This is a genomic window from Pseudonocardia sediminis, assembly GCF_004217185.1.
In the GTDB taxonomy this organism is placed as follows: Bacteria; Actinomycetota; Actinomycetes; order Mycobacteriales; family Pseudonocardiaceae; genus Pseudonocardia; species Pseudonocardia sediminis.
On the sequence record NZ_SHKL01000001.1, the window covers coordinates 1,288,445 to 1,313,113 of the forward strand.

General features: G+C 73.8%; 19 protein-coding genes. 9 read left to right on the forward strand and 10 right to left on the reverse strand.

What is annotated here, in order from left to right; translation table 11 throughout:
- Nucleotide 1: 1 nt before the first annotated feature.
- From EV383_RS06235 to EV383_RS06250, 4 genes are all read right to left on the reverse strand, one after another.
- Nucleotides 2–1,303, reverse strand: coding sequence for an MFS transporter (locus tag EV383_RS06235; RefSeq protein WP_242622929.1), 1,302 nt, complete (start codon nucleotides 1,301–1,303; stop codon nucleotides 2–4).
- A 133-nt stretch (nucleotides 1,304–1,436) separates the two neighbouring features.
- Nucleotides 1,437–2,966, reverse strand: coding sequence for a tripartite tricarboxylate transporter permease (locus EV383_RS06240; RefSeq protein WP_130289017.1), 1,530 nt, complete (start codon nucleotides 2,964–2,966; stop codon nucleotides 1,437–1,439).
- A complete protein-coding gene (locus EV383_RS06245; RefSeq protein ID WP_130289018.1) occupies nucleotides 2,963–3,511 on the reverse strand; it encodes a tripartite tricarboxylate transporter TctB family protein in 549 nt (182 codons plus the stop codon). The genes EV383_RS06240 and EV383_RS06245 overlap by 4 nt, the downstream gene beginning before the upstream one ends.
- Nucleotides 3,508–4,473: a Bug family tripartite tricarboxylate transporter substrate binding protein gene (locus EV383_RS06250; RefSeq protein ID WP_423213690.1), complete on the reverse strand. Its 966-nt coding sequence runs from the start codon at nucleotides 4,471–4,473 to the stop codon at nucleotides 3,508–3,510. Before EV383_RS06250 ends, EV383_RS06245 begins: the two co-directional genes overlap by 4 nt.
- Nucleotides 4,474–4,693: 220 nt before the next feature.
- Here EV383_RS06250 and EV383_RS06255 point away from each other — a divergent pair, with 220 nt between their 5' ends.
- The 3 genes from EV383_RS06255 (at nucleotide 4,694) to EV383_RS32585 (ending at nucleotide 9,442) form a co-directional block, all read left to right on the forward strand.
- A complete protein-coding gene (locus EV383_RS06255) occupies nucleotides 4,694–6,394 on the forward strand; it encodes a sensor histidine kinase (protein ID WP_130289020.1) in 1,701 nt (566 codons plus the stop codon).
- Nucleotides 6,391–7,077, forward strand: coding sequence for a response regulator (locus EV383_RS06260; RefSeq protein ID WP_130289021.1), 687 nt, complete (start codon nucleotides 6,391–6,393; stop codon nucleotides 7,075–7,077). The genes EV383_RS06255 and EV383_RS06260 overlap by 4 nt, the downstream gene beginning before the upstream one ends.
- 382 nt (nucleotides 7,078–7,459) lie before the next feature.
- On the forward strand, nucleotides 7,460–9,442 hold the full coding sequence (locus EV383_RS32585; RefSeq protein ID WP_130289022.1) for a DUF222 domain-containing protein: 1,983 nt from the start codon (nucleotides 7,460–7,462) through the stop codon (nucleotides 9,440–9,442).
- A 77-nt stretch (nucleotides 9,443–9,519) separates the two neighbouring features.
- Here the strand turns inward: EV383_RS32585 and EV383_RS06270 are convergent, their stop codons facing one another.
- Together EV383_RS06270 and EV383_RS06275 are read right to left on the reverse strand one after the other, a co-directional pair.
- Nucleotides 9,520–9,981, reverse strand: coding sequence for a VOC family protein (locus tag EV383_RS06270; protein ID WP_130289023.1), 462 nt, complete (start codon nucleotides 9,979–9,981; stop codon nucleotides 9,520–9,522).
- 152 nt (nucleotides 9,982–10,133) lie between these two features.
- Nucleotides 10,134–11,051: an alpha/beta fold hydrolase gene (locus EV383_RS06275; protein WP_130289024.1), complete on the reverse strand. Its 918-nt coding sequence runs from the start codon at nucleotides 11,049–11,051 to the stop codon at nucleotides 10,134–10,136.
- A gap of 44 nt (nucleotides 11,052–11,095) precedes the next feature.
- On the opposite strand from EV383_RS06275, the gene EV383_RS06280 reads away from it, so the two are divergent.
- From EV383_RS06280 to EV383_RS06300, 5 genes are all read left to right on the forward strand, one after another.
- Nucleotides 11,096–12,823, forward strand: a complete 1,728-nt coding sequence (locus EV383_RS06280; RefSeq protein ID WP_130289025.1) for a CocE/NonD family hydrolase — start codon at nucleotides 11,096–11,098, stop codon at nucleotides 12,821–12,823.
- Nucleotides 12,824–12,902: 79 nt separating this feature from the next.
- Nucleotides 12,903–13,550 carry an ABC transporter permease gene (locus tag EV383_RS06285; protein WP_130289026.1) on the forward strand — a complete coding sequence of 216 codons (648 nt, stop codon included), beginning with the start codon at nucleotides 12,903–12,905 and terminating at the stop codon, nucleotides 13,548–13,550.
- Nucleotides 13,543–14,709: an ABC transporter ATP-binding protein gene (locus EV383_RS06290; protein WP_130289027.1), complete on the forward strand. Its 1,167-nt coding sequence runs from the start codon at nucleotides 13,543–13,545 to the stop codon at nucleotides 14,707–14,709. The genes EV383_RS06285 and EV383_RS06290 overlap by 8 nt, the downstream gene beginning before the upstream one ends.
- A gap of 1 nt (nucleotide 14,710) precedes the next feature.
- Nucleotides 14,711–15,508 carry an ABC transporter permease gene (locus EV383_RS06295; protein WP_130289028.1) on the forward strand — a complete coding sequence of 266 codons (798 nt, stop codon included), beginning with the start codon at nucleotides 14,711–14,713 and terminating at the stop codon, nucleotides 15,506–15,508.
- Nucleotides 15,509–15,533: 25 nt separating this feature from the next.
- Nucleotides 15,534–16,547: a glycine betaine ABC transporter substrate-binding protein gene (locus EV383_RS06300; RefSeq protein ID WP_165438249.1), complete on the forward strand. Its 1,014-nt coding sequence runs from the start codon at nucleotides 15,534–15,536 to the stop codon at nucleotides 16,545–16,547.
- A gap of 105 nt (nucleotides 16,548–16,652) precedes the next feature.
- Here the strand turns inward: EV383_RS06300 and mihF are convergent, their stop codons facing one another.
- Together mihF and EV383_RS06310 are read right to left on the reverse strand one after the other, a co-directional pair.
- Nucleotides 16,653–16,964 (reverse strand): integration host factor, actinobacterial type, encoded by a 312-nt coding sequence (gene mihF / locus EV383_RS06305; RefSeq protein WP_130289030.1) that lies wholly within the window; start codon nucleotides 16,962–16,964, stop codon nucleotides 16,653–16,655.
- Nucleotides 16,965–17,240: 276 nt separating this feature from the next.
- Nucleotides 17,241–18,659: an NAD(P)/FAD-dependent oxidoreductase gene (locus tag EV383_RS06310; protein ID WP_130289031.1), complete on the reverse strand. Its 1,419-nt coding sequence runs from the start codon at nucleotides 18,657–18,659 to the stop codon at nucleotides 17,241–17,243.
- A 246-nt stretch (nucleotides 18,660–18,905) separates the two neighbouring features.
- On the opposite strand from EV383_RS06310, the gene asnB reads away from it, so the two are divergent.
- Nucleotides 18,906–20,492, forward strand: a complete 1,587-nt coding sequence (gene asnB / locus EV383_RS06315) for an asparagine synthase (glutamine-hydrolyzing) (RefSeq protein WP_130289032.1) — start codon at nucleotides 18,906–18,908, stop codon at nucleotides 20,490–20,492.
- Between the two features lie 15 nt (nucleotides 20,493–20,507).
- Here asnB and EV383_RS06320 read toward each other — a convergent pair whose 3' ends face one another.
- Together EV383_RS06320 and EV383_RS06325 are read right to left on the reverse strand one after the other, a co-directional pair.
- A complete protein-coding gene (locus tag EV383_RS06320) occupies nucleotides 20,508–21,356 on the reverse strand; it encodes a nitrilase-related carbon-nitrogen hydrolase (RefSeq protein WP_130289033.1) in 849 nt (282 codons plus the stop codon).
- Nucleotides 21,357–21,442: 86 nt separating this feature from the next.
- On the reverse strand, nucleotides 21,443–24,346 hold the full coding sequence (locus tag EV383_RS06325; RefSeq protein ID WP_165438250.1) for an LCP family protein: 2,904 nt from the start codon (nucleotides 24,344–24,346) through the stop codon (nucleotides 21,443–21,445).
- Between the last annotated feature and the right edge of the window lie 323 nt (nucleotides 24,347–24,669).

Consider the following 24,669-nt stretch of genomic DNA (forward strand, 5'->3'; position numbering starts at 1 on the left):
CCTACCCGACGACGGACCGGGAACCGGCGGTGCGGCGGATCCACAGCGCTCCACCCAGGCCGACCGCTGCCGCGGCCATCACGAACCACGCGGGCGCGACGACGCTGCCGGTCCGTTCGATCAGCCAGACCGCGGCGAAGGGCGCCGTCCCGCCCGCGAGCACCGAGCCGACGTTCCAGCCGATCGCGACGCCGGTGTAGCGGGTGTCGGGGTGGAACAGGCGCGGCACCATCGCGTACGCCCCGACCTGCACCGCGATCGCGGCGACCATGAACAGCAGGTAGGCGAGGCCGGCGAGGGCGAGGCCGCCGTCGAGCAGGGCGAACACCGGGATGGACAGGAGCAGGAACCCGACCAGCCCGATCACCATGATCCGGTTCGCGCCGATCCGGTCGCCGAGGAGCCCGCCGACCGCGGTCAGGACCGCCGTCACGCCGATCACGACGGTCGCCGTCCAGTAGACCGACGCCGGCGGGTACTCCAGCCGCTGGATGAGATGGATGCTCATGTAGGTCAGGCCGATGTAGGAGGAGGCCTGGACCGCGACGCTGACCATGCTCGCCTGGGCGAGTGCGACGCCGCCGTGGCGCACCACGGCGGCCAGCGGGGAGCCGGTCCGCCTCTCCGGGCCCGGGTGCGTCTCGGCGACCCGGGTACGCATCCACAGGCAGAACAGGGTCAGTGGCAGGGCCAGCAGGAACGGGATGCGCCAGCCCCACGCCGTCATCTGCTCGTCGGTGGTGAGCGCGGAGACGCCGCCGGCGACCGAGGCGGCGACGGCGAAGCCGGCCGTGGCGCCGAGCGGGGTGAACGACCCGTAGAACGCCCGCAGGCGGGCCGGTGTGGACTCGGAGATGAACGTCGCCGCGCCGCCGACCTCCCCGCCCGCGGAGAAGCCCTGCAGGAGCCGGATCAGGACCAGCAGCACCGTCGCCACGACGCCGATCTGGGAGTAGGTGGGCAGGAGCCCGAGCGCGGTGCTCGCCACGCCCATCACGACCAGCGTGACCACCAGCGCGCGGCGACGTCCGTACCGGTCACCGATGTGGCCGAACACGACCCCGCCGACCGGGCGGATCAGGAACGCGCTGCCGAACACGGCGAGCGAGGCGAGCAGCGACACGACCGGGTCGGTGCTCGGGAAGAACAGCGGTGCGACGACGACGGCCAGGTAGCCGTAGAGGCCGAAGTCGTAGTACTCGATCATCGTGCCGACACCGCCCGCCAGGGCTGCTCGGCGGGTGCGGGAGCGGTCCTCGGGGGTCCAGGACTGCTCGTCGGCGACGGCGGCCTCGTTGCTCACGAAACAGTCATAATGGGCATGCTCCACGCCCGGCAATGACGTGCCGTGAACGCGAAGGCCCCGGTGAGCTCCGCAAACGCCACCGCGCCCGCCCCGGAGAGGTCCGGGGCGGGCGCGGGGGACGGGGAGCCGGTCAGACCTTCTCGTCCTCCTTCTCGGACACCGCGCCGGCAGCCGGGCGGCGGGACGTGACCGCGGTGAGCACCAGCGGCACGACGAACAGCAGCACGATCACCGAGTAGACGATGATCGACAGTGGCGTCGAGACGAGGGTGCTGACGTCGCCGTCGGCGATCTGCAGGGCGCGGCGCAGCTGCAGCTCCGCGTCCGGGCCGAGGATGACGCCGATGATGGCGGGCAGCACCGGCAGCCCGTAGCGGCGCATCAGGAACCCGACGCCGCCGATCGCGAGCAGCACCAGCAGGTCCACCGGTTGCCCGGACACCGCGTAGGCGCCGACGCAGGCGAAGAACAGGATGCCCGCGTAGAGGTAGGGCCGCGGGATCCGCAGCAGCTTCGCCCAGGCCGGGGCCAGCGGCAGGTTCAGCACCAGCAGCAGGACCAGGCCGATGAACAGGCTCGCGATGAGCGTCCAGACCAGCTCCGGCTCGCGGTCGAACAGCAGCGGGCCGGGCTGGATGCCGAACTGCTGGAACGCCGCGAGCATGACGGCGGCGATCGCCGTCGTCGGCAGCCCGAGGGTGAGCATCGTGGCCAGGGTCCCGGCCGAGGAGGCGCTCGCCGCGGACTCGGGCCCGGCGACACCCTCGATCGCGCCCTTGCCGAACTCGCTGCGCCGCTTGCCGGCCAGGCGCCGCTCGGTCACGTAGGACATGAACGTCGACATCTCGGCGCCGCCGGCCGGGATGGAGCCGAACGTGAACCCGATGAACGGGCCGCGCAGCCACGGCTTCCAGGTGCGCTTGAGGTCGGCCTTGCCGAGCCACGGACGTCCGACCGGGATGACCTCCTGCGCCGAACGGCGCAGGTGCGCCGCGACCCACAGGGCCTCGCCGACGGCGAACAGCCCGACCGCGACGATGACGACGTCGATGCCGTCGGCGAGCTGCGGGACGCCGAACGTCAGCCGCGGCTGCCCGGAGATCGGGTCCAGCCCGACCAGCCCGATCGTCAGACCCAGGGCCAGCGAGGCGAACCCGCGGACCCGCGACGCCCCGAGCACGCCGGTGACGGCGACGAAGGCCAGCACCATGATCGCGAAGTAGTCCGGGGCGCCGATGTCGACGGCGACCGAGGCGACGAGCGGGGCGAGCAGCACCAGCCCGGTGACGCCGACGATGCCGCCGATGAAGTGCCCGATCGCGGCCGTGGCCAGCGCCTGGGCGCCGCGTCCCTGTTTGGCCATCGGGTTGCCCTCGATCGCCGCCATCACCGAGGCGGACTCGCCGGGGGTGTTGAGCAGGATCGAGGTGGTGGAGCCGCCGAACATGGCGCCGAAGTAGATGCCGGCGAACATGATGAACGCACCGGTCGGCTCGAACGCGTAGGTCACCGGCAGCAGCAGCGCCACCGCCATGGCCGGGCCGATGCCCGGCAGCACGCCGATCGCGGTGCCGAGCAGCACGCCGATGGCGGCGAAGAGCAGGTTCTCCGGGGTCAGCGCGTTGGCGAACCCGTTCGCGAGCAGGTCGAAGGTGTTCATGCTCCGAACACCCCCATCAGCGGGCCGCCGGGCAGGTCGACGCCGAGCAGGCCGTCGAACACGAACCAGGTGACCAGCGAGACCGATGCGGCGATCGCCAGGTCACGCGGGAAGTTGCGGGACCCCAGCGCGTAGGTCGCGCCGGCGAACAGCACGGTGCCGGCGATCGGCCAGCCCAGCAGCGGGATCAGCACGGCCGTGGCCACGAGCACCCCGGCCAGCATCCCGACCGTGCGCAGGTCCATCGGGGCCTCGAGGTCGACGTCCTCGCCGCCCTCGGCCTCGCCGCGCCCGCCGCGCAGGATGTCGATCGTCAGCAGCGCCGCGAGCAGCAGCAGTGCCCCGCCCAGGACGAGCGCGATCGTGCGCGGACCGATCGGGTCGGAGTCGGTGCCGCCGCCGGACTCGGCGAGGGTGTCGACCACGACCAGCAGTCCCACGACGAGCAGCAGCGCGGAGACGCCCAGCTCGGAACGGTCGCGCAGCCAGCCGCGCACGCCGGGGGCCGGTGGGCCGGGCTCCGGCCTGTTCTCGGTGATCGTCATGACGTCAGCCCCAGTTCCCGCAGGACCCCTGCGACGCGGTCGTTCTCGGACGCGAGGAACGCGCCGAACCGATCTCCCGGCAGGTACGCGTCCTGCCAGCCGTTGAGCTTCAGCGTCTCGGCCCACTCCGGGCTCGAGCGCAGCTCGTCGAACGCGCGCACCAGCTCCGCCTTGCCCGCCTCGTCGAGGCCGGGCGGGGCGACGATGCCGCGCCAGTTCGCGAACTCCAGGTCCACGCCGGACTCGCGCAGCGTCGGCGCGTCCACACCGGGGGCGCGCTCGCCGGCGGTCACCGCGAGGACGCGCAGGTCACCGGACTCGACCTGGTCGGCGAACTCGCCGAGGCCCGACACGCCGAACGCGACCTTGCCGCCGAGCACCGAGGCCAGCAGCTCGCCGCCGCCGTCGTAGGCGACGTAGTTGACGGTCTTCGGGTCGAGCCCGACACCCTTCGCCATCAGCATCGGGGCCAGGTGGTCCGGGCCGCCGGGGGAGGAGCCGCCGCCGACCGGGACGCCGCCCGGGTCCGCCTTCCACGCCGCCACGAGCTGGGCCAGGTTGCGGTAGGGCGAGTCCTTCGCGACGACGACGATCTCGGTCTCCTCGGTGAGACGCGCGATCGGCGTCGTCTCGGCCAGGGTCGCCGGGGAGTCGTTGGAGTAGACGCTGCCGACCACGCCGAGGCCCATGCTCATCACGAGCTTGTCGTTGCCGGCCTCGTTCACGGTGCGGCCGAGCCCGACGGTGCCGCCCGCGCCGGGCAGGTTGAACACCTCGATCGGGCCGGTGACGCCGCCGTCCTCCATCGACTTGGCCGCGCTGCGGGCGGTGACGTCGTAGCCGCCGCCGGGGGCGTTGGGCACCAGCATCCGCAGGCCGCGCAGCTGGGTGCCGTCACCGCCGCCGGTGAACGCCCCGACCGCGGGCGGGAGGAGAAGGAGCGCGGCCACGACCGCGACCACGGTGGCCACGACCGTGCCCGTCCTGCGCGGGGGACCGGCTCGTGCGGTCTCCTCCGGTGAATCCGTCGTCATCGAACGGTTCATGACCTGCCTGCCTCAACGTCTCCGGTGGGAACGTCGACGAGTGTGCGCAGCCGCACACGCGGTTGTCTGCCTTGCCGCCACAACGGTCCTTGTGGTCTTTTCGGTCACGGGCCGCGCGCGGCCTAACCTGTGGTCCATGCGACGACGCGGTGGCTCCTCCGGCGCCGGCCGACCGCGTCCGGGGCGGCGGTCGCTCGCGCGTCAGATGCTCGTCTGGCAGCTGATCGTCGTGCTGGTGCTGCTCGGGGCCGTCGCGGCACTGGCCGTCGTCCAGTCCGAGGCCGCGTTCCGCGACACCCAGGGGCGCCGGATGCTCTCGGTCGCCGAGGACGTCGCTGCCGTCCCGACGGTGCGCGCGGCCCTGGCCGGGGGCCGGTTCGACCTGCTGCCCTCGTTCGCACGCAGTGCCGAGAACCTGTCCGGGGCGAACGAGATCGTCATCGTCGACTCCACCTCGACCGTTCGGACGTCGCCGGACCCCGCCCAGGTCCGGACCCGTTTCGACCCGGGCGAGAGCACGGCGCCGGCCGGGCGGGCGTGGGTCGGGAACCCGGACGGGCGCACCGTCGTCGCGCAGGTGCCGGTGATCGACGACCGGGGCGCGGTGGTCGGGCTCGTCTCGGCCGGGATCCGCGCGCCGTCGCCCTGGGAGTCGCTGACCGGGGCGCGGGCCGAGGTGCTCGGCCTGCTCGGTCTGGCGCTGCTGCTCGGGGTGGCGGGGTCACTGCTGCTGGCGCGACGGGTGCGGCGCCAGACGCTGGGCCTGGAGCCGGACGAGATCGTCGAGCTGGTGCAGCGCCGGGAGGCGATGCTGCTCGGGATCAAGGAGGGCGTCGTCGGGCTGGATCCGGCCGACCGGATCACGCTGCTCAACCCGGTCGCCCGGTCACTGCTGGACCTCCCCGGGGCCACGCCGGGCGACCACGTCGACGCGCTCGGCCTCGACCCGCGGCTGCGCGACGTGCTCACCGGCGCCGCAGCGGGGGAGGACCAGCTGGTGCTGCGCGACGACCGGGCGCTGGTGCTCAACCGGATGCCGGTGCAGGTCGACGGGCGCGGCGTCGGTGCCGTCGTCACGCTGCGGGACCGGACCGAGCTGGCCGCCCTGGAGCACCGCCTCGACGCCTCCCGGACGGTGACCGACACGCTGCGCGCGCAGGCGCACGAGTTCTCCAACCGGCTGCACACGATCGCCGGGCTGACCGAGCTGGGCGAGCACGACGAGGTGCGACGGTTCGTGGCCGGCATCGTCGCGGCGTCCGAGGCGTGGCGGCGCGAGGTCGTCACCCGGGTCGGCGACGCCGCCGCCGCCGCGCTGCTGGTGGCCAAGGCCGGCCAGGCCGCCGAGCGGGGAGTGGAGCTGGTGTTCGCGCCGGACGCCCGCCTGCCTGCGGTGGATCCCGGCCGCGACCCTGAGCTGTCCGCGGACCTCGTGACCGTGCTCGGGAACCTGATCGACAACGCCGTCGACGCGGCGTCCGGTGCGCCGGGCCCGGCCCGGGTGGAGGTCGGCCTCGACGTCGTGGCGGGACTACCGGAGACGGTCGAGGTGCGGGTGCGCGACTCCGGGCCAGGCGTGGCGTCGGAGCTGGCGGAGGAGGTCTTCCGCTACGGGTTCAGCACCAAGGCGGCCCAGCACGACCTCGGCGGCGGCGCCGGTGGGCGCGTCCCGGGTGGACGGGGGCTCGGTCTGGCCCTGGCTCGTCGGGCGTGCCTGCGACGCGGCGGTGGGATCACCCTGCGCAACGCCGTCGGCGACGCCGGTTCCGGCGCGGAGTTCACCGCGACCCTGCCGCTCGCCGGCGTCACCCCGGAGCGGGAGACGGTGAGCTCGTGAGGGTGCTCGTCGTCGATGACGACTTCATGGTGGCGCGCGTGCACTCCGGGTACGTGGAACGGATCCCGGACGCGACGGTGGTCGGCGTCGCGCACCGCGGGGCGGAGGCCCTGGAGCTGGCCGCGCAGCTGCGCCCGGACCTGGTGCTGCTCGACGTCTACCTGCCGGACATGTCGGGCATCGACGTGCTGCGCGGCCTGCGCACCGGCGCCGCCGACGACCCGTTCGTGCTGGTCGTGACGGCCGCCGACGACGCCGACACGGTCGCCGCGGCCTTGCACGGCGGTGCGTTGCACTACCTCGTCAAGCCGTTCGCCTCGGCCGCGCTGGCCGAGCAGGTGCGGCGCGCGATGCGGATGCGCAGCGAGCTCGGCGGTCTCGGCCGGGCCGGGCAGGACGACATCGACCGTCTCTTCGGCGGCGCCGGTGCCCAGCCCGCCGGCTCCGGGCCCGAGCGTCTGCCGAAGGGCCTCACGACCCCCACCGCGGAGCTCGTCGCGCGGGTGCTGCGCGAGCACCCCGGCGACGACCTGTCGGCGACCGAGTGCGCGGAGGCGGCGTCGCTCTCGCGCGTCAGCGCTCGTCGCTACCTGGAGCATTTCGTGGGCACCGGCGCCGCCACCGTCCGCCTGCGCTACGGCGGCACCGGACGTCCGGAACGTCGCTACCGCTGGGCCGGGTAGCCGCCCGGCCGGCTCCCGGGCCGACCCGTCGGCACAGGAACGGACGTCCGGTCCCGCGTCGAGTCCGAGGCTCCGCAACGTGCGCCGCCGGGCGCCGGTGTCGGGTCCCGACACGGCGGTGTCCACGGCCCTCGCGCGCACCCGGCCTCCGGGGGCTTCCCGGGACGGGCCGATATCGCGCGCCGCATCCGCGGTCCGAGCCGGAGCAGCGGGCCGACGGGCCGATCATCTCGACGGTGCGGGCGAGTCGGGCCGTCCCGACCCGGCGGACTCGAGGGTCCCGCTCACCGCGCGGCCGGGCACGGCGCAGGCCGTTCGACGCGCTCGTTTCTCGGTATCAGTGGCTTGAGTCGGAGCAGCTCATGATGATAAAATCGAACGCATGTTCCCCAGGTCGACCGCCTTCACGGACGCCGGGCCGCGCCCGACCCGTGACCGGTCGATGTGGGTCGAGGTCGCCGACGGCGTGTGGGCGCCGCACCCGGTCGTCGCCGAGGCGGAGCTGCCCGATCCCGCCGAGCACCGCCGCCTGACCGACACCCGTCCCGGCGCCGGGCTGGCCGAGGGGATCGAACACGCCCTGCTCGACCTCGACGGGCTCGACGACGCCGAGGTCGTCGACGCGATCACCGGCGCCGAGCACCTCGCCCGCTGGGCCGCCGGGGTGCAGGCGCAGCTGGTGGCCGAGTTCGCCCACCGCCGCCCCGGCGACGAACCCACCCTGGTCTGCACCGACACCGTGCTCACCGGATCCCGCTGGGCCCCCGACGAGCTCGGCCTGGCCCTGGAACAGACCCGCTTCGACGCCACCACCCGCCTGGCCCGCTCGCTGCGCCTGACCCACGTGCTGCCCGACACCCTCGCCGCGCTCACCGCCGGGGCGATCGACGAACGCCGCGCCGTCGCGATCTGCGACACCACCGCGCTGCTCCCCGCCGCCAAGGCCCGCGCGGTCGAGGCGATCGTGCTGCCCGCTGCCCCGGGACGCACCCTGCGCCAGCTCCGCGACCGGCTCCGCCGCGCGGTGCACCGCGTCGACCCCGACGGGGAGCACCGCCGCCACCAGGCCGCCCACGACGACCGCCGCGTCACCATCTCCTCCCGCGACGAAGGCATGGCCTCGATCTGGCTGTGCGCGTCGAGCCCCGACGCCGAAGCCGCGTTCGCGATGATCACCCGGCTCGCCGAGGCCGTGGGCGAGGACGGCCGCACCCTGGACCAGCGCCGCTCCGACATCGGCATCCAGCTCTGGCAGGGCCGCCTGACCCTGACCGATCTCGACGACGTCAGCACCGCGATCTCCGCCAGAACCGGCACCGCGCCACACGAGACGACGACAGACACCGACCGCACGAACGTGCCCGACAGCGGTGCCGAAGCCGCCGCCGACACCTCCGGTTCGGGGAACGGCACCGAATTGGGCGCGCCGGCCGCCGGGTCGGATGCATCCACGACAGCGGCCTCGGCGACCTCCGGAACCCGCACCGACACCGAGCCCGGGGCCCTCACGGGGACCGGGACCGACGTCGCGGACCTCGACACAGCGATCGACGACGACACCACCTCGACCGACACCACCTCGACCGACACCACCTCGACCGGCGGCGCAGCCACGGACCCGGACTCGACGGCACCGGAGGACATCGAGACCGGATCCGGTCCCCCACAGGTCGCCGACGCCGGCCCGGGCCGACCACGCGAACAGACTCCGACCGAACAAACCCTGATCGACGCCGTCGCGGCGGTACTGGCCCGGCGACCACAGGTCCACGAGACCGTGCGCAAACCGTTGATCCAGGTCGTCGTCGGCCTCGACACCCTCACCGGGGCATCCCAGCGCCCGGCCGAACTGCTCGGGCACGGCCCCATCGACGCCGACACCGCCCGCGCCCTCGCCGCCGACGCCCTCTGGAAACGCCTCACCACCGACCCGCTCTCCGGGACCCTGCTCGACCACGGCCGCACCACCTACCGCCCACCCACCCCACTGGCCGACCACGTCACCGGCCGCGACCAGTACTGCCGTTTCCCCACCTGCACCCGACGCGTCCGCGAGCTCGACCACCACGAACAGTTCAGCGGCATCGGACACACGAAGGACACCAACCTCAACGGCTACTGCCGCACCCACCACCTGCTCAAGGAACACCAGGACTGGCACGTCCTCGCCCACCCCGACGGACGCCTGACCTGGATCACCCCCACCGGTCAGCGCTACGTCAGCGAGCCCTACGACTACCGCCCCTTCACCGACCCGCTCCCCGATCTCGACGAACCGGGGGCCCCATCCGCGGACGTCGGTACAGATGACGAGGGCGAGCCCGGCGGGCCGGTCACCGGGGATGACGACCCGCCGCCTTTCTGACCGCCCGTGGATCCGTCGCGGCCGGCGGTGGGCAGTACCCGCGTCCGGTTGTTCGTCGTGCAAGGTCGGATTGCGGCTCAGTCCAGGCAGAACTCGTTGCCCTCGGGGTCGGTCATCACGATGTGCCCGGAGACCATCGGGGGAGCGGGGTCCTCGCGCCACACCCGCGTCGCACCCCGTGCGACGAGGCGGGCGCACTCGGTCTCCAGGGCCGTCATCCGCTCCTCGCCCTCGAGCCCGGGGGCCGCGCGGACGTCGAGGTGCAGGCGGTTCTTGGCGACCTTGTCCTCGGGCACCTGCTGGAAGAACATGCGCGGACCGTGCCCGTCCGGGTCCTCGATGGCCGAACGGGTGTTGCGCTGGTCCTCCGGGACCCCGATCCGGGCGAGGAAGTCGTCCCACGCCGCGAGCGGGTCGGCGCCGTCGGGCAGGTCGACACCGGGCGGGCCGGGCACGACGTAGCCCAGCGCGTCGGCCCAGAACAGGGACAGCGTCCGGGGGTCGCGGGCGTCGACGGTGATCTGGACGTGCCGGCTCATCGGGATGCTCCCGTCGTCGTGGGCGTCGCGTGCGGGCGGACGGGCCGCGTCTCGTATGCGTGCATGGCGACATCCTCGCGCCCTTTGCGGACAGGCCCGGTCCGCGATCGCCGTGACGACGAGCGCCGCCCCCGACAGGCGTGAGGCGGGGATCAGCGACGCAGCGCGCCCTCGGCGGACGCGGCGTGGTCGATCAGGAGCTCCGCCAGAGGCTCGAGGACCGACGACGGCAGCGCGTGCCCCATCCCCGGGATCCGCACCAGGTGCGCGGCCGGGCCGATCCGCGCGGCCAGGTGCTCCGCGTGCGGTGGCGGGTGGACGGGGTCCTCGGGGGCCTCGACGACCAGCGTCGGCACGGTGATCCCGGGCAGCTCGTCGCCGCGGTCGAGGCCCTCCGGATCGGCCTGGGCGTGCACGGCCAGGGCGTCCGACCGGCCGGCGTGGGCGATCAGGTCCTGCTCCAGCGTGCGGATCTCCAGGCCGTCGAACGGGAGGCCGTCGCCGTGGAGGCGTCGCCGGTACTCCACGCGCCACGCCAGCTCACCGCGCTCGTCGCGGGGGTCGGTCATCTCCTGCCACATCCGCAGGACGTCGCGGGCCGGGCGGGGCAGCGGCGGGTCGTCGGTGCCCTCCAGCGCGGTGGAGCCGAGCAGGGCGGCGCCCGCGAGACGGTCGGGGTGGTCGAGCAGCAGTAGCTGGGCCAGCGTGCCGCCCAGCCCCATCCCCACCACGTGCGCCCGGCCGACGTCGCAGGCGTCGAGGACGGTGACCGCGTCGCCGGCCAGGTCGGCCAGGTCGTAGGGGTGCTCGTCGTAGGCGTGGGTGGAGCGGCCGGTGTCGCGGTGGTCGTAGCGGATCACCCGGTGCCGGGCGCGCAGGAGGTCCACCAGCGCGTCCGGCCAGGCCGGGCCCGGCCGGTCGGCGTCGGCGATCAGCAGGACCGGCTCCGCCGCACGGTGCGCGACGGCGTGCAGGGCCGGGAACGCGTGCGCGGCCGGGGACGCGGAGAAGGCGGGCAGGTCCTGCACCCACAGGTGCACACCCGGCTCGACCTCGACCTCGCGTTCCACCCGCCCAGCCTGCCACCGCCCCTAGGGTCGGGCGGGTGCACCCCATGATCGAGACCGCCGTCGAGATGACGACCCGCGACGGCGTCACGCTCGTCGCCGACGTCTACCGCCCCGCCGCCGACGGGCGCTGGCCGACGCTGCTGCATCGCACCCCCTACGACCGCACCGACCCGACCCTGGTCTCGGCGATCGTCGCGGACCCGCTGTGGCTGGCGCGGCAGGGCTTCGCCGTGGTGGTGCAGGACGTCCGCGGGCGGTTCGCCTCCGGCGGTGACCTGGACTTCGCACACCAGGAGCACGACGACGGCCACGACGCCGTCGAGTGGGCCGCCGCGCAGCCCTGGAGCGACGGCGCGGTCGGCGTCTACGGCTCGTCCTACCACGCGATCTCGGCGTATGCGGCGGTCGCGGCCCGCCCGCCGCACCTGCGCGCCGCGCTGACCATGATCGGTGCGGCCGACCTCGCCCCGACGGTGCGCCCGGGCGGGACGTTCGAGCTCGGGTTCCTGACGCTCTACGCCCTCGGGCAGTCGCTCGACGCGGTGCGCCGCCTCGACGTCGACGACGCGGAGAGGGCCGCGCTGACCGGGCGGATCGTCGCCGCGCTGTCCGCGCCCGCCGCAACGGTCGGCACGCTGCCGCTGACGGACGTCGACGTGCTGTCCGACCCGCGCATCGCCCCGTACTGGGCGGACTGGCTGCGCCACGAGCCGGGCGACGCGTACTGGGACCGGCCCACCGTGGCCGCCGACCCGGGACGGGTGGACGTGCCGCTGCTGCAGGTCGCGTCCTACCGGGACTTCATGGCGCCGACCATGTTCGCCCTGGCCGCACGGCTCGCGGGGGACACCCGGCACCGCCTGGTGGCCGGGCCGTGGGCGCACGGCGGGGTCTACACCGGCCACACCGGTGCGCGGGTGCTGCCCGGGACGCCCGGCGGGGTCGGGACGTGGGGCCCGCTGGTCGCCGCGTGGTTCGACGTGCACCTGCGCGGCGGGACCGGGGCCGCGTACCCGGCCGCGGCGCGGTGGCTGGCCGGCGAGCCGGTGCGCTACCACGTGGGCGGGGAGAACCGGTGGGCCTCGGCGCCGTCCTGGCCGCCGTCGGGAGCCGGGACGTCCTGGCTGCTGGGCTCCGGCGGCGACGCCCGCTCGGCCGCGGGCGACGGCCACCTGCGGCCGGACGGTGACGGCCGGCCGGTGCGCGAGGACACCGCGGACACCGTGCGCGCCGACCCGCGCGACCCGTTCCCGACGTGCGGCGGTGCCTTCCCTGCAGGGAGCCTGGGCCCGGACGGCATCCAGGACCAGCGCGCCGTGGACCACCGTGCGGACGTGCTGGTCTACACCTCGGAGCCGCTGGCGGAACCGGTCACCACGGCCGGCGTCCCGCGCCTGGTGCTCCGGTTCTCCAGCACCGCCCCGGACGCCGACGTGTGCGTGACGCTCGTCGACGTCGAGCCGGACGGGTTCGCGGTGCCGGTGGCCGAGGGCGCGCTGCGCACCCGCTACCGCCTCGGCGGTACCCGGGACTGGCTCGTCCCCGACGAACCGGCCGAGATCGAGGTCGTGCTGCACGACACCGCGCACACGTTCCGCGCCGGGCACCGGATCCGGGTCCATGTCGCCGGTGCCTGCTACCCGCGGCGCAGCCGGAACCTGCACACCACCACCGTCCCCGAGCTCGGCGGCCTCGACGAGGCCGTCGTCGCCGAGCACACCGTGCACCACGGCCCGTCCCGGCTGGTGCTGCCGGAGGTCGCGTCCGGATGAGACGACGCGTCGGCCGATCGAGCCGGGACACACCGGTCCACGATTCCCGCCCGCCCGATTCGCCCGGAATACTGCGGCCATGAGTTTCTGGGAGTACCTCTCCTCCAACTACCTGGAGGTGATCGGGTACACGGTGGAGCACGCCCTGCTGGTCCTCCAGGGCCTCGTGCTGGCGGTGCTGATCGGCGTCCCGCTGGCGGTGCTGACCTACCGCACCGCGCTCGGCCGCGCCGCCGCGATCAACAGCACCTCACTGATCATGACGATCCCGTCCTACGCGCTGTTCGGGCTGCTCATCCCGCTGCTCGGGCTGGGGACCGCACCGGCGATCGTCGCGTTGACGCTCTACGGGCTGCTGCCGGTGGTGCGCAACGCGATCGTCGGCCTGCGCGAGGTGGACCCGGCGGTGGCCGAGTCCGCGCGGGGCGTGGGGATGGACCGCCGAGGGCTGCTGCTCTCGATCGAGCTGCCGCTGGCCTGGCCGGTGGTGCTGGCCGGTGTACGGGTGTCCGCGCAGCTGCTGCTGGGGATCGCGGCGATCTCCGCGGCGGTCAACGGACCGGGGCTGGGCAACCTGATCCTGTCCGGGCTGTCCTCGGCCGGCACGCCGTTCGCGGTCTACCTCGCCGTCGAGGGAATCCTCGGGATCGTGCTGCTGGCCATCGTGTTCGACGCGGCGATCGCGCTGCTCACCCGACTGACGACGCCGAGGGGGATCCGTGCCTGAGAACGGGGCGACACCCGAGCCGATGATCCGGCTCGAGAAGCTGACCAAGCGCTACCCCGGCCAGGAGAGGCCGGCCGTGGACCGGCTCGACCTCGACGTGCCGCCGGGGGAGATCGTGGTGTTCCTCGGCCCGTCGGGCTGCGGCAAGACCACGACCATGAAGCTGATCAACCGCCTGATCGAGCCGACGTCGGGCACGATCCTGCTCGACGGCGAGGACGTGACCCGCAGCGACCCCGACGAGCTGCGCCGCCGGATCGGCTACGCGATCCAGCAGACCGGCCTGTTCCCGCACCGCAGCGTGGCCGACAACGTCGGGACCGTGCCGAAGATGCTCGGCTGGGACAGGAAGAGGATCGCCGCGCGCGTCGATGAGCTGCTGACGCTCGTCGGGCTGGACCCCGGCACCTACCGGGGACGGCTGCCCAAGCAGCTCTCCGGCGGCCAGCAGCAGCGGGTGGGCGTGGCGCGGGCCCTGGGGGCGGACCCGGAGGTGATGCTGATGGACGAGCCGTTCGGCGCGATCGACCCGCTGACCCGGGACACGCTGCAGAACGAGTTCCTGCGGATCCAGTCCGAGCTGGGCAAGACGATCGTGTTCGTCACCCACGACATCGACGAGGCCGTGAAGATGGGCGACCGGATCGCGATCTTCAACGCCGGCAGCGGGATCGAGCAGTACGACACCCCGCAGAAGATCCTCACCGAGCCGGCGACGGACTTCGTCTCCGAGTTCGTCGGGTCCGGCGCGGCGATCAAGCGGCTGACGCTGTCCCGGGTCGGGGACGTCCCGGTGCCGGACTGGCCGGCGATCGGCCAGGACACCCACCGCGACGAGCGCGCGGCCGCGGTGCGGGCCGGGGCGCGGGAGTTCCTGCCGCTGCTCGACGCCGACCGCCGTCCGCTGGGCTGGGTGCCGGCGGACGCGAGCGGTGAGGTCCTCGACCGGGGCCTGCCGATCGTGACCCGGATCGGGCCGGGCGACTCGCTGTTCGCCGCGCTGGACGCGATGCTGGCCGCGAACTCCTCGGCCGTCGTCGTGGTCGACGACGCGGGCGCCTACCGGGGCGTGCTGGACCTGGAGACGATCCTGTCGACGGTGCACGCCGACGCCGCCCGTCCCGGCGCCGCGCCCGCGCCCGCCCCGGGGACGGTCTGACATGGCCGTCGTCACCGGACAGGGCGCACCCGCGCCCTCGGCCGGAGAGGCCCCGGGAACGACCGGCACCCGGCGGCGGTGGCTGACCCACCTCGTGCGGCCCGCGATCGTCGTCGTCGCGCTGGGGGCGCTCTACCTCCACGTCTCCGCCCAGCAGCTCGACTCGATCGAGCGGCGCAGCCTCAACGCCGCCTACATCCTGAGCCGGACATGGCAACACGTGCAGCTCACGGCGATCGTGTCGGTGATCATCCTGCTGATCGCCGTCCCGCTGGGCGTGCTGCTCACCCGGGACGGGATCAGCCGCTTTTCCGGGCCGATCCTGACGCTGGCCAACATCAGCCAGGCGATCCCGTCGATCGGCCTGATCGTGCTGTTCGCCGTCGCGTTCCTGACCCTGCCGGTGTACGTGATCGCGGTGCTGGCGTTCGTGATCCACGGCGTGCTGCCGATCGTGCGCAACACGATCGCCGGGATCGGCCAGGTCGACCGGTCGGTGATCGAGGCCGCCCGCGGGATGGGGATGACGAAGGTCGGGGTGCTGCTGTCGGTGGAGCTGCCGCTGGCCGTGCCGGTGATCCTGGCCGGGGTGCGCACCACGTTGACGATCACCACCGGGACCGTCGCGCTGGCCACGTTCATCGGCGCCGGCGGCCTCGGCGACATCATCTCCAACGGCCTCGCCTCGAACCGCAACCTCGTCCTGGTCACCGGCAGCGTGCTGGTCGCGGCGCTCGCGCTGCTGATCGACTGGCTGGCCGCCATCGCCGAGGAGAACCTGGCCCCCCGTGGCGTCTGACGAGAACCGGACGAAGGAGACCCCTGTGTCCCGAGCCCCAGGAAGAGCAACACTGCCACGCCGGGCCCTGCCGGGGCTGCTGCTCGCGGTCGCCGCGGTGACCTCGGGCTGCGCCGGCGGTGCCGCGGCCGCGGCGCTGCGCCCGCCCGTCGAGCAGCTGCGTGGCGGTTCCCTGGCCCGCGAGGTCGATCTCGCCGGGGCACGGCTCACCGTCGGCTCCAAGGAGTTCACCGAGCAGAAGGTCCTCGGCAAGATCCTGGACTACGCCCTGCAGGCCGCCGGGGCGACGACGGTGGACCGGACCGGGCTGTCCGGGTCGTCCATCGTGCGCTCGGCGCTGGAGACCGGTGCCATCGACATGTACTGGGAGTACGCGGGCACCGGGTGGTCGCTGTTCCTCGGCCACGACGATCTGATCCCGGGCGAGCGGGAGCTCTTCGACGCCGTCGCGGCCGAGGACGAGCAGCGCAACGGCATCGTCTGGCTCGGTCCCGCGGCGTTCGGCAACCAGTACGCGGTCGCCCGGCGCAGTGACGTCACGGGACCGCTGGCGCAGGTCCGGTCGCTGTCGGACATGGCGGCCTACATCCGGCCCGACCCGGACCGGGCGACGTTCTGCGGGGCCGCGGAGTTCCTCGACCGTGCGTGGGAGGACCTGCAGCGCTCCTACGACGCGTACTTCCCGCCGTCGCAGGTCTACCAGAACGACTTCGCGCTGAACTTCGTGAACGTGGCCCGGAGCAGCCCCTGCGACTTCGCCGAGGTGTTCACCACCGACGCCCGGATCCGCTCGCTGAACCTGACCGTGCTCGCCGACGACAAGGGCGTGATCATCACCCAGCTGGCCGGGCTGACGGTGCGGTCGCAGACCCTGGAGCAGTACCCGCCGCTGCGGACGCTGGTCGCGCGGCTGGCGCCGCTGCTGACCGTCGACACCATGATCGAGCTCAACGGTCAGGTGGACCTGCAGGGCCTCAGCGAGGACCAGGTGGCGCTGCGCTTCCTCGCCGACAAGGGGCTGATCGGGCGCGGGGCCTGATCGGCCACCGGGCCTGACGCCGGGGCCGGAGACGAGAACGGCCCGGATACGACACCGGCCCGGTCCCCACGAACTGGGGCCGGGCCGGATCGGTGTGGGAGAGGGTCAGCCGACCTTCTCGATCAGCGCCGCGCGCTGACGGTCGCCGAGGCCGGCGGCACGACGCGAGACGTCGATGCCGGTCTCCTCGAGGACCTTGGTGACCTTGGCGGGGCCCCAGCCGGGGACGCTCTTGAGGAGGTCCGCGACCTTGGTCTTGCCGACGATCTGGTCGGTCTTGGCCCGGCCGAGCACCGACGGGATGGTCTCCTCGCCGCTCGCGATCTTGTCGCGCAGCTCCTTGCGGGCGGTCCGCGCGGCGGCCGCCTTCTTGAGCGCCTCCTGGCGCTGTTCGGGGGTCAGGGTGGGCAGTGCCATCGCTGACAGCTCCTCTCGGTTCCACGCACCCTCGGGCGGGTGAGCATCGTACGACTCGCGGATCGCCGTACAGACTGGCAGAGCCGTGTCCGGTACCTGCAAGAACCCCCAGTTCAGGGCGTGTCGTGCCGGTACGGCGACCCGATCCGCGACCTTTTCGTCCGTTTTTCGGGGGCTCGGCGACCGCTCGCCGCAGAGCCCGGGGCGTTCACCACCCGCTGTGCCCGGACGGTGACGCAGCGCAGGTCACCGTGTACGTCACCGCCCGGACCCGGCTCAGGAGATCTGCTTCTCGGGGATGTCGCGCCCGAAGCTCTCGGCGTGGGAGTGGTGTTCCGCGGCGAGGCTCTCGTCGTAGGAGGCCCGGACGCTGATCAGACGGTGACCGCGGTTGCGGGCGTAGCGCAGCGAGCGCACCCAGTTGTAGAGCGTGCCGATCCGGTTGCCCCAGCCGATCAGGAACATCACGTGGATGTAGCACCACAGCAGGTACCCGAGCCACCCGGTGACCTTGACGCCGAACGCGTCGGCCACGGCCTCGCGGGCGCCGATGGTGGCCATCGAGCCCTTGTCGAAGTACTTGAACGGCGCCGGGGTGGTGTCGTCGCCCTTGCTGCGGGCGGCGATCTGCTTGCCGACGTAGGTGCCCTGCTGCATGGCCACCTGGGCCACACCGGGGAGCCGGTCGATGGTGGAGACCATGTCGCCGACCGCGTAGACGTCGCGGCGCCCGGGCAGGCTGCAGTCCGGGTCCACGGGCAGGCGGCCCGCGCGGTCGACCTCGGTGCCCGAGGCCTTGGCCAGCATCGCGGCGAGCGGCGAGGCCTGCACCCCGGCCGCCCAGACCTTCGTCCGGGCGACGATGCGCTCCTCGCCCTTCGGGCTCTTCACCGTGATCGAGTCGGCGTCGATGTTCGTCGCCATGCTGTTGAGCCGGACGTCGACGCCCTTCTCCTCGAGCGTCTCGAGCGTGTACCTCTGCAGCTTCTTCGCGAACGGCGGCAGCACCGTCGGCGCGCCGTCGAGCAGGATGATCTTCGCCTCGCGGGTGTCGATCGAGCGGTACTCCCGCGGCAGCACGTAGCGGGCCAGCTCGGAGAGCTGCCCGGCGAGCTCCACCCCGGTCGGGCCGGCTCCGACGACGACGAACGTCATGTACGCCTCGCGCTCGGCCGGGTCCTGGGAGACCTCGGCGAGCTCGTAGGCGCCGAGGATCCGGCTGCGCAGCATCCGCGCGTCCTCGATCGTCTTCATGCCGGGTGCGTGCTCGGCCCATTCGTCGTGCCCGAAGTAGGCGTGCGTCGCCCCGCCTGCCACCACGAGGGTGTCGTAGGGCAGGTCGATGTGCTGGCCGTCCGGTGCCGCGGCGTGCACGAGCTTGCGCTCGAGGTCGATGTCGCCGACGTCGGCGAGCAGCGTGCGCACGTTGCGCTGGCTCTTCAGCACCCGCCGCAGCGCCGGCGCGATCAGGCCGGGGGACAGGATGCCCGTCGCGACCTGGTAGAGCAGTGGCTGGAACAGGTGGTGGTTGGTGCGGTCGACCAGCGTGATGTCGACGTCGGCCTTCTTCAGCGCCTTGGCCGTCTGGACGCCGCCGAACCCGCCGCCCACGATCACGACGCGGTGCCGTCCCTGCTGATGGGCACCGGCGCTCGTTCCGTCGGCGCTGCTGTGGTCGTGCCCTGCCGTCGTCACGTCGTTCACCCCTCGGTCGCGTCGCGCACGCGCGCGTTGCAGTTCCGGCCGGGAGGACGGCCTCCGTGACGGATGCCCGGGGGCCGATCGGAAGTCGACAACCTCGATGACACCGACCCGGCCACCCCCGACGGTACGAACGTGGCGCAGCCTGGGCAAACGGGACGAGCCATTCGGGGGCACGAGATGCCCGAACTCACAGCGTGGGAGCGCCCGGGGCGTCCCGGCCGTGGCATGGTGGTCCCCATGTGCGGGATCGTCGCGGCATTCGGTGACATCGACCACGGCCGGCATTCCGGCAAGTACGAACGGATGCTCGGCAAGGTCGCGCACCGCGGTCCCGACGACACCGGTGTGCACGTGGAGTCCACGGCGTGGCTGGGCCACCAGCGCCTGTCGATCATGGACGTGAGCGGCGGGCACCAGCCGATGGCCGACGCGGCCGAGTCGGCCTGGATCGTCGGCAACGGCGAGATCTACAACCACGAGCGGATCTCCTCGGCCTTCCCGGACGGCACCGTCCGCACCGGGTCGGACACCGAGGCCGCCCTGCACGCGGTGATGCGCGACGGCCAGATCGCCGTCGGCTCGCTCAACGGCATGTTCGCCGTCGCGATGGCCCGCACCGACGGCAGCGGGCTCGTCGCCCGGGACCCGATGGGCGTGAAGCCGCTGTACTGGATCCCGCCGAACGACGTCACCGACGAGTCCGTGCCCTACACCTCGCCGGACCCGGACGCGACGGTGCTGTTCGCCAGCGAGCTGCGCGCCTTCGACGTCGAGGACCGTCCGTACGTCGAGTCGTTCCCGCCCGGCTGCCTGTGGAGCCCGTCCTCGGGCCTGGTCCGCTACGCCGACGCGGTCCCGGTCGAGGTCCGACCGGCCCGTCGCGCCGAGCACCCGACCTGGGACAACGTCGTGCTCGACGAGGTCCGCGAGGCGGTCATCGCCGCGGTGAAGCGCCGGATGATGAGCGACGTCGGGGTCGGGGTGTTCCTCTCCGGCGGCCTGGACTCGGCGCTGGTCGCGGCGATCGCGGCCCCGCTGGCGCAGGCCAGGGGAGAGGTGCTGCCCACGTTCGCCGTCGGCACCGAGGGCTCCGGGGACCTGATCGCCGCCCGTAAGGTCGCCGCGCACATCGGCTCGGACCACCACGAGATCCTGGTGACCGCCGAGGACATCAACACCGCCCTCGACCAGGCCGTCGCCGTCATCGAGCACTACGACCCGGCCCTGGTCCGCAGCGCCGTGCCGAACCTGCTGCTGGCCCAGGAGGCGTCGAAGAAGGTCAAGGTGGTGCTCACCGGCGAGGGCGCCGACGAGCTGTTCGCCGGCTACTCCTACATCCACGGCGAGGAGTACGCCGAGCCGGACGCCCTGCACGCCGAGCTGGTCCGCTCGCTCGAGCAGCTGCACCACCTGAACCTGCAGCGCTGCGACCGCACGACGATGTACTACGGCCTCGAGGCCCGGGAGCCGTTCCTGGACTCCGCGCTGGTCCGCACGGCGCTGGCGCTGCCCCCGGAGTGGAAGCAGCGCCCGGACGGGCGCCCGGAGAAGGCGATCCTGCGCGAGGCGTTCACCGGCTGGCTGCCCGAGGACCTGCTCTGGCGGGGCAAGGAGCAGTTCGGCGACGGCTCCGGTGCCGGTACCGTCCTCGCCGAGCTGGCGAAGGGCAAGGCACGCGAGGCCGACACCGGCGCGATCCCGGAGCAGCCCGAGCACAGCTGGGCCCTGCGCAGCGACGAGGAGTTCCTCTACTACGAGATCTGGCGCCGCACCTTCGAGGGGATCAGGCCCGACCACACCCTCGGCGCCTTCGCCACGGCCTGAGCGACGCTGCGCCGATCAGAGGTCGCCGCCCTCGTCGAGGAGTCGGTCCACCTCGCGGCGGATGAGGCCGAGGCGGGCCTCCCGGACCAGCGGGATGTCGCGGCGGCGGCGGCGGACCTGGTTGATGTCGATGTCGACGTTGAGCACGTGCTCCTCGTTCTCGACGCACTCGGCGACGACCTCGCCCCACGGGTCGACGACGTGGCTGCCGCCCCAGAAGCGCAGCTTGCCCTCGTCGCCGACGCGGTTCACGAACACCACGTAGAGCTGATACATCCGGCCGAAGAACTGGGTGATGCCGCGCCAGTAGTCGCGGCTGTCGTAGCGCTCCGGGAACATCGACTGGGCGCTGGCCGCGGGCACCAGCATGACCATCGCGCCGTCCTGGGTGGCCAGGAACGCCAGCTGCGGCTGCCACGCGTCGTTGCAGATCAGGGTGGCCGCGCGGTGCCGTCCGCCGCGCACGGGGAACGCCCGCGAGGTCTGCCCGGGCAGGAAGTGCTTGCGCTCCTCGAAGATCGAGTAGTTCGGCAGGTAGAGCTTGCGGTGCACGTGCACCAGCTGCCCGCCCTCGTAGTAGGCGGCGCTGTTGTAGGTGTGCAGGCCGTGCGCCTGCGCCTCCGGGAAGGAGAGCAGGACCCCGCCGGGCGTCTTGTCGGCCAGGCGGCCGAGACGTTCGTCGTCCAGGGTCATCGAGACGTCCTCGTCGACCTCGCCGACGCCGAACCCGGACAGGAACAGCTCCGGGAAGACGACGATGTCCGAGCCGTCCGCGGCGGCGTCGGTGATCACCTTCTCGGCCCGGTCGACGTTGGCGTCGACGTCACCGAGTCGGGAGTCCAGCTGGGCGAGGGTGATCCGCATCGGGACAGTGTGAGGCCCCCGGCTCCCGGTGCCTACGCCGGGCACCCCGTGAAGATCGTCGGGGCCGCCCACCGGGGCGGGTGGGCTCAGTTCCCGGTGCCGCGGGTGATCGCCGAGGGCAGACCGGTGGTGCCGCCGACGGACCCGGCGCCGGACTCCTCGGCGCCCGTGCTGCCCGGTGCGGGCGCAGCCGACACGCCGGCGCAGGCGTCCTGCACCGAGACCGGAGCGGCCGACTGGGCCGGCGGTGTGGGGCTCGCCGAGGTGGACGGCTCCGCGGACGACGACTCCGAGGTGGGTGACGCCGACGACGACGGTGCCGGCATCGTGGCCGCACCCGGCGCCGGAGGCGGCGGCGGGTCCGCGATCGCCTTCTGCGCGACCTCCTGCATGTAGCTCACGTCCGGGTTCGCCGTGTCGAACTGGCCGCTGGAGGCGTTCGGGTCCGGCAGCGTCGGGTCGAACGCGATGCTCTCCAGCCGGAACCCGTCGTCGGCCAGGACGGCGAGCGCGGGCAGCACCTGCTGGGGCATGTCGGTGTAGACGGTGTCCTTCGTCGCGGCCGCGATCGCCTGGAACCGGGTCAGCAGCTCGGCCGGGCTCTTCTCGTTGATCACCGCCTGGATCAGGCAGCGCTGACGGCCCATCCGCTGGTAGTCGGTGCCGTTGCGGCGCGAGCGGGCGAACCAGAGCGCCTCCTCGCCGTTCAGCGTCTGGATGCCGGGCTGGATGTAGCCGTCCGGTCTCACGTACGTCCCGCCCGCGGTGACGCCACCGATCGGGATCGGCTCCGCGCCGACGTTCACCGTCACCCCGCCGACCGCGTCGATCATCGACGAGAACCCGGCCATGTTGACCTCGAGGTAGTAGTCGATCGGCAGGCCGGTCATGTACGAGATCGTCGACTGCAGCAGGTTGACGCCGGGGTAGGGCGTCGGTCCGGACGGTGCGACGGACGGGTCCCGCTCGCCGTAGGCGTAGACGGCGTTGAGCAGGTAGTCCCCGGACAGCGGCTGCGACGGGTCGTGGAAGCCGTCCGGGAACTTCGCGGCCATCGCCGAACCCGGCGGGAACTGGGCGCGCTGGATGTTGCGCGGCAGGCTGAACAGCGTGGTCCGGCCGGTCGTGGTGTCGATGCTGGAGAGCATCATCGAGTCGGTCCGGGTGCCGGTGCGGTCCGGGCCGGCGTCGCTGCCCAGGAGCAGGACGTTGAGGCGCGGCTTGCCCAGCGCCGTCGCGGCGTCGGTGCCACCGCCCTTGAACAGCGAGTTCAGCAGGCTGCGCTGGGAGTTCAGGAGCTCGACGCCGTAGCCGAACGGGACGGCGACGGTGAGGCACAGCAGGGCCGCCGTCGCGGTGCCGACGACCTTTCTGCCCGTCGTCAGGTTGCGGGGACGGGCCAGTGCGTAGGTCCGGGCGATCTGGGCGATCCACCCGATGCCGCCGAGGACCAGCGCGATCGCCAGCCCGGTCAGGGCGGTGGTCGACAGCAGGTTCTGCAGCAGGGTGGACCGGCGCACGACCAGCACCAGCACGACGAGCGCGACCACGACGGCCAGCAGGGTGCCGAGGATCAGCCCGCCGGTGCGGCGCCGGCGCATCGCGAGGTGCCCGCTGCCGGGCAGGGCGGTCGACGCCGCGGTCAGGCCGAGCGCGGCGCCCAGCGAGGAACGCGCGGGATCGGGCAGCCGCTGTCCGGAGGTCTTCTCGGGCCTGCCGCCGGGCCGTCCTGTGTCGCGCCGGCCCGGGGGACGTGCGGTGGCGGCGGTCGTGGAGTCCACCGAGCCGGGCTCGCGCGCCGGCGCGCGGACGGCCTCGGTGGCGTCCGGGTCCGGCGCGGTGGCGGCGCGGGAGGCCGCGACGGCGGTCCCGGCGCCCGCGCGGGCGCCGCCGGGGCGCTCGCGCCGGGGGACGATCGGGATCTCGCCGCTCAGGCGTGCGGCGCGGTCGCGTGCATCCGCGCCGCCGGCCCCGGAGGCCTGACGACGACGGTGCTCGGCGGCGGTGTCCGGACGTCCGGGGACGCCCGGGCGCGGCGGTGGCCCCGTCGGTCCGCCCGGGGGCGGGGGACCCGGTGGGCGTGGAGCGGTCCCGGCGGGCCGGTCCGGTCCGGGACCGCCCGAGCGGTCGGCGCCGGAGCGGTCCGCGGAGGGACGGCCCGGCTCGGCCCGGGAGCCGTCCGGTGTGCCGGTGGGTCCGCCGGAGTCCGGCTCGTGCCGGGCGGGCGGTGCGGCGTGCCGGTCGTCGATCGGCCCGGGCGCGCCGCCCTGCGCGGAGGACGGGCCCTGGCCCGAGGGGCCGTTCTGGCCGGCCGGTGCGTTCTGGCCGGACGGTGCCATCTGTTCGGACGGTGCGTTCTGGCCGGACGGCGTGTTCTGCCCCGAGGAGCCGCCCGGCCCGGCGGAACCGCTGCCGCGGATCGAGCGGATGTCGGTGGGGCGGCTGTCGGAGTGGCCGCGCACCGGCGCGGACGGGCGGGCGGACGGGCCCGCCGGACGCCCGGGAGCGCCGTCGGACGCTGCGCGGCCGGGCGCGGCATCGGGGCCGGACGGACCGTTGCGACGCCGTCCCGGGCCGCCCTGCGGGGCCTGGGAGAACCGTCCGGAGTCGGTGGTGCGCTCGTGGCGGCGCGGCCACGGCGGCTGGGGGACCGGTCCACCGGGCGGCGGCGGGGGACCGGGGCGCCGGAGGCCGGACGGGCCGCCGCCGTCGCGGGCCGGCGGCTGCTCGGTGTGCGGGGCCCGGACGGGGCCGGACTGCCGGGTGCCCGCGGAACCGGCGGGCCCGGCCGGTCCGGGGCCGTTCCGGGCCGGGCCGTTCGGGCCGGAGGTGCTCTGAGCGGGGCCGTTCTGAGCGGGGCCGTTCTGGCCGGGAGCGTTCTGCCCGGGGTTGTTCTGCGGGCCGCGGGTGGGCGGCGGGCCCGACGGCCCCGGCCCACCGGCCGGGGGACCGCCGGCCTGCGGCGGGCCGGACGGCCCGGGGCCGTTCACCGGTGCGCCCGGCCGCCCATGACCTCGGCGGTCTCCCGGTTCCTGCCGGGCAGGAGCCTGCGACCCGCCCGGCCCCTCGGGGCGGGGCGCGCGCTGCGGGCCGGTCGTGCGACCGGGGACGCGCTGGGAGTCGGGACGGTCGGCCTCACGGGGGTCGCGGCCGGTGTCCTCCCGGCCCCGCGGGGCGCCCGGCGGGGGGTCCTGTACCGGGCCGCCCTGGCGGTCGCCGCCGTGTGGTCGCTCGTCGTCCACCCGGGGCACCCCCTGTCACTCTCGGCACGACATCGCCCGTCTCCGGGGCGTCGGATCCGCCGGTGGGGGTG

Excerpts from the sequence above, each read along its gene's own strand:
- EV383_RS06240 (WP_130289017.1), bottom strand. The coding sequence starts at position 2,966 with ATGAACACCTTCGACCTGCTCGCGAACGGGTTCGCCAACGCGCTGACC.
- EV383_RS06245 (WP_130289018.1), bottom strand. The coding sequence starts at position 3,511 with ATGACGATCACCGAGAACAGGCCGGAGCCCGGCCCACCGGCCCCCGGC.
- EV383_RS06255 (WP_130289020.1), top strand. The coding sequence starts at position 4,694 with ATGCGACGACGCGGTGGCTCCTCCGGCGCCGGCCGACCGCGTCCGGGG.
- EV383_RS32585 (WP_130289022.1), top strand. The coding sequence starts at position 7,460 with ATGTTCCCCAGGTCGACCGCCTTCACGGACGCCGGGCCGCGCCCGACC.
- EV383_RS06270 (WP_130289023.1), bottom strand. The coding sequence starts at position 9,981 with ATGAGCCGGCACGTCCAGATCACCGTCGACGCCCGCGACCCCCGGACG.
- EV383_RS06280 (WP_130289025.1), top strand. The coding sequence starts at position 11,096 with ATGATCGAGACCGCCGTCGAGATGACGACCCGCGACGGCGTCACGCTC.
- EV383_RS06285 (WP_130289026.1), top strand. The coding sequence starts at position 12,903 with ATGAGTTTCTGGGAGTACCTCTCCTCCAACTACCTGGAGGTGATCGGG.
- EV383_RS06295 (WP_130289028.1), top strand. The coding sequence starts at position 14,711 with ATGGCCGTCGTCACCGGACAGGGCGCACCCGCGCCCTCGGCCGGAGAG.
- mihF (WP_130289030.1), bottom strand. The coding sequence starts at position 16,964 with ATGGCACTGCCCACCCTGACCCCCGAACAGCGCCAGGAGGCGCTCAAG.
- asnB (WP_130289032.1), top strand. The coding sequence starts at position 18,906 with ATGTGCGGGATCGTCGCGGCATTCGGTGACATCGACCACGGCCGGCAT.
- EV383_RS06320 (WP_130289033.1), bottom strand. The coding sequence starts at position 21,356 with ATGCGGATCACCCTCGCCCAGCTGGACTCCCGACTCGGTGACGTCGAC.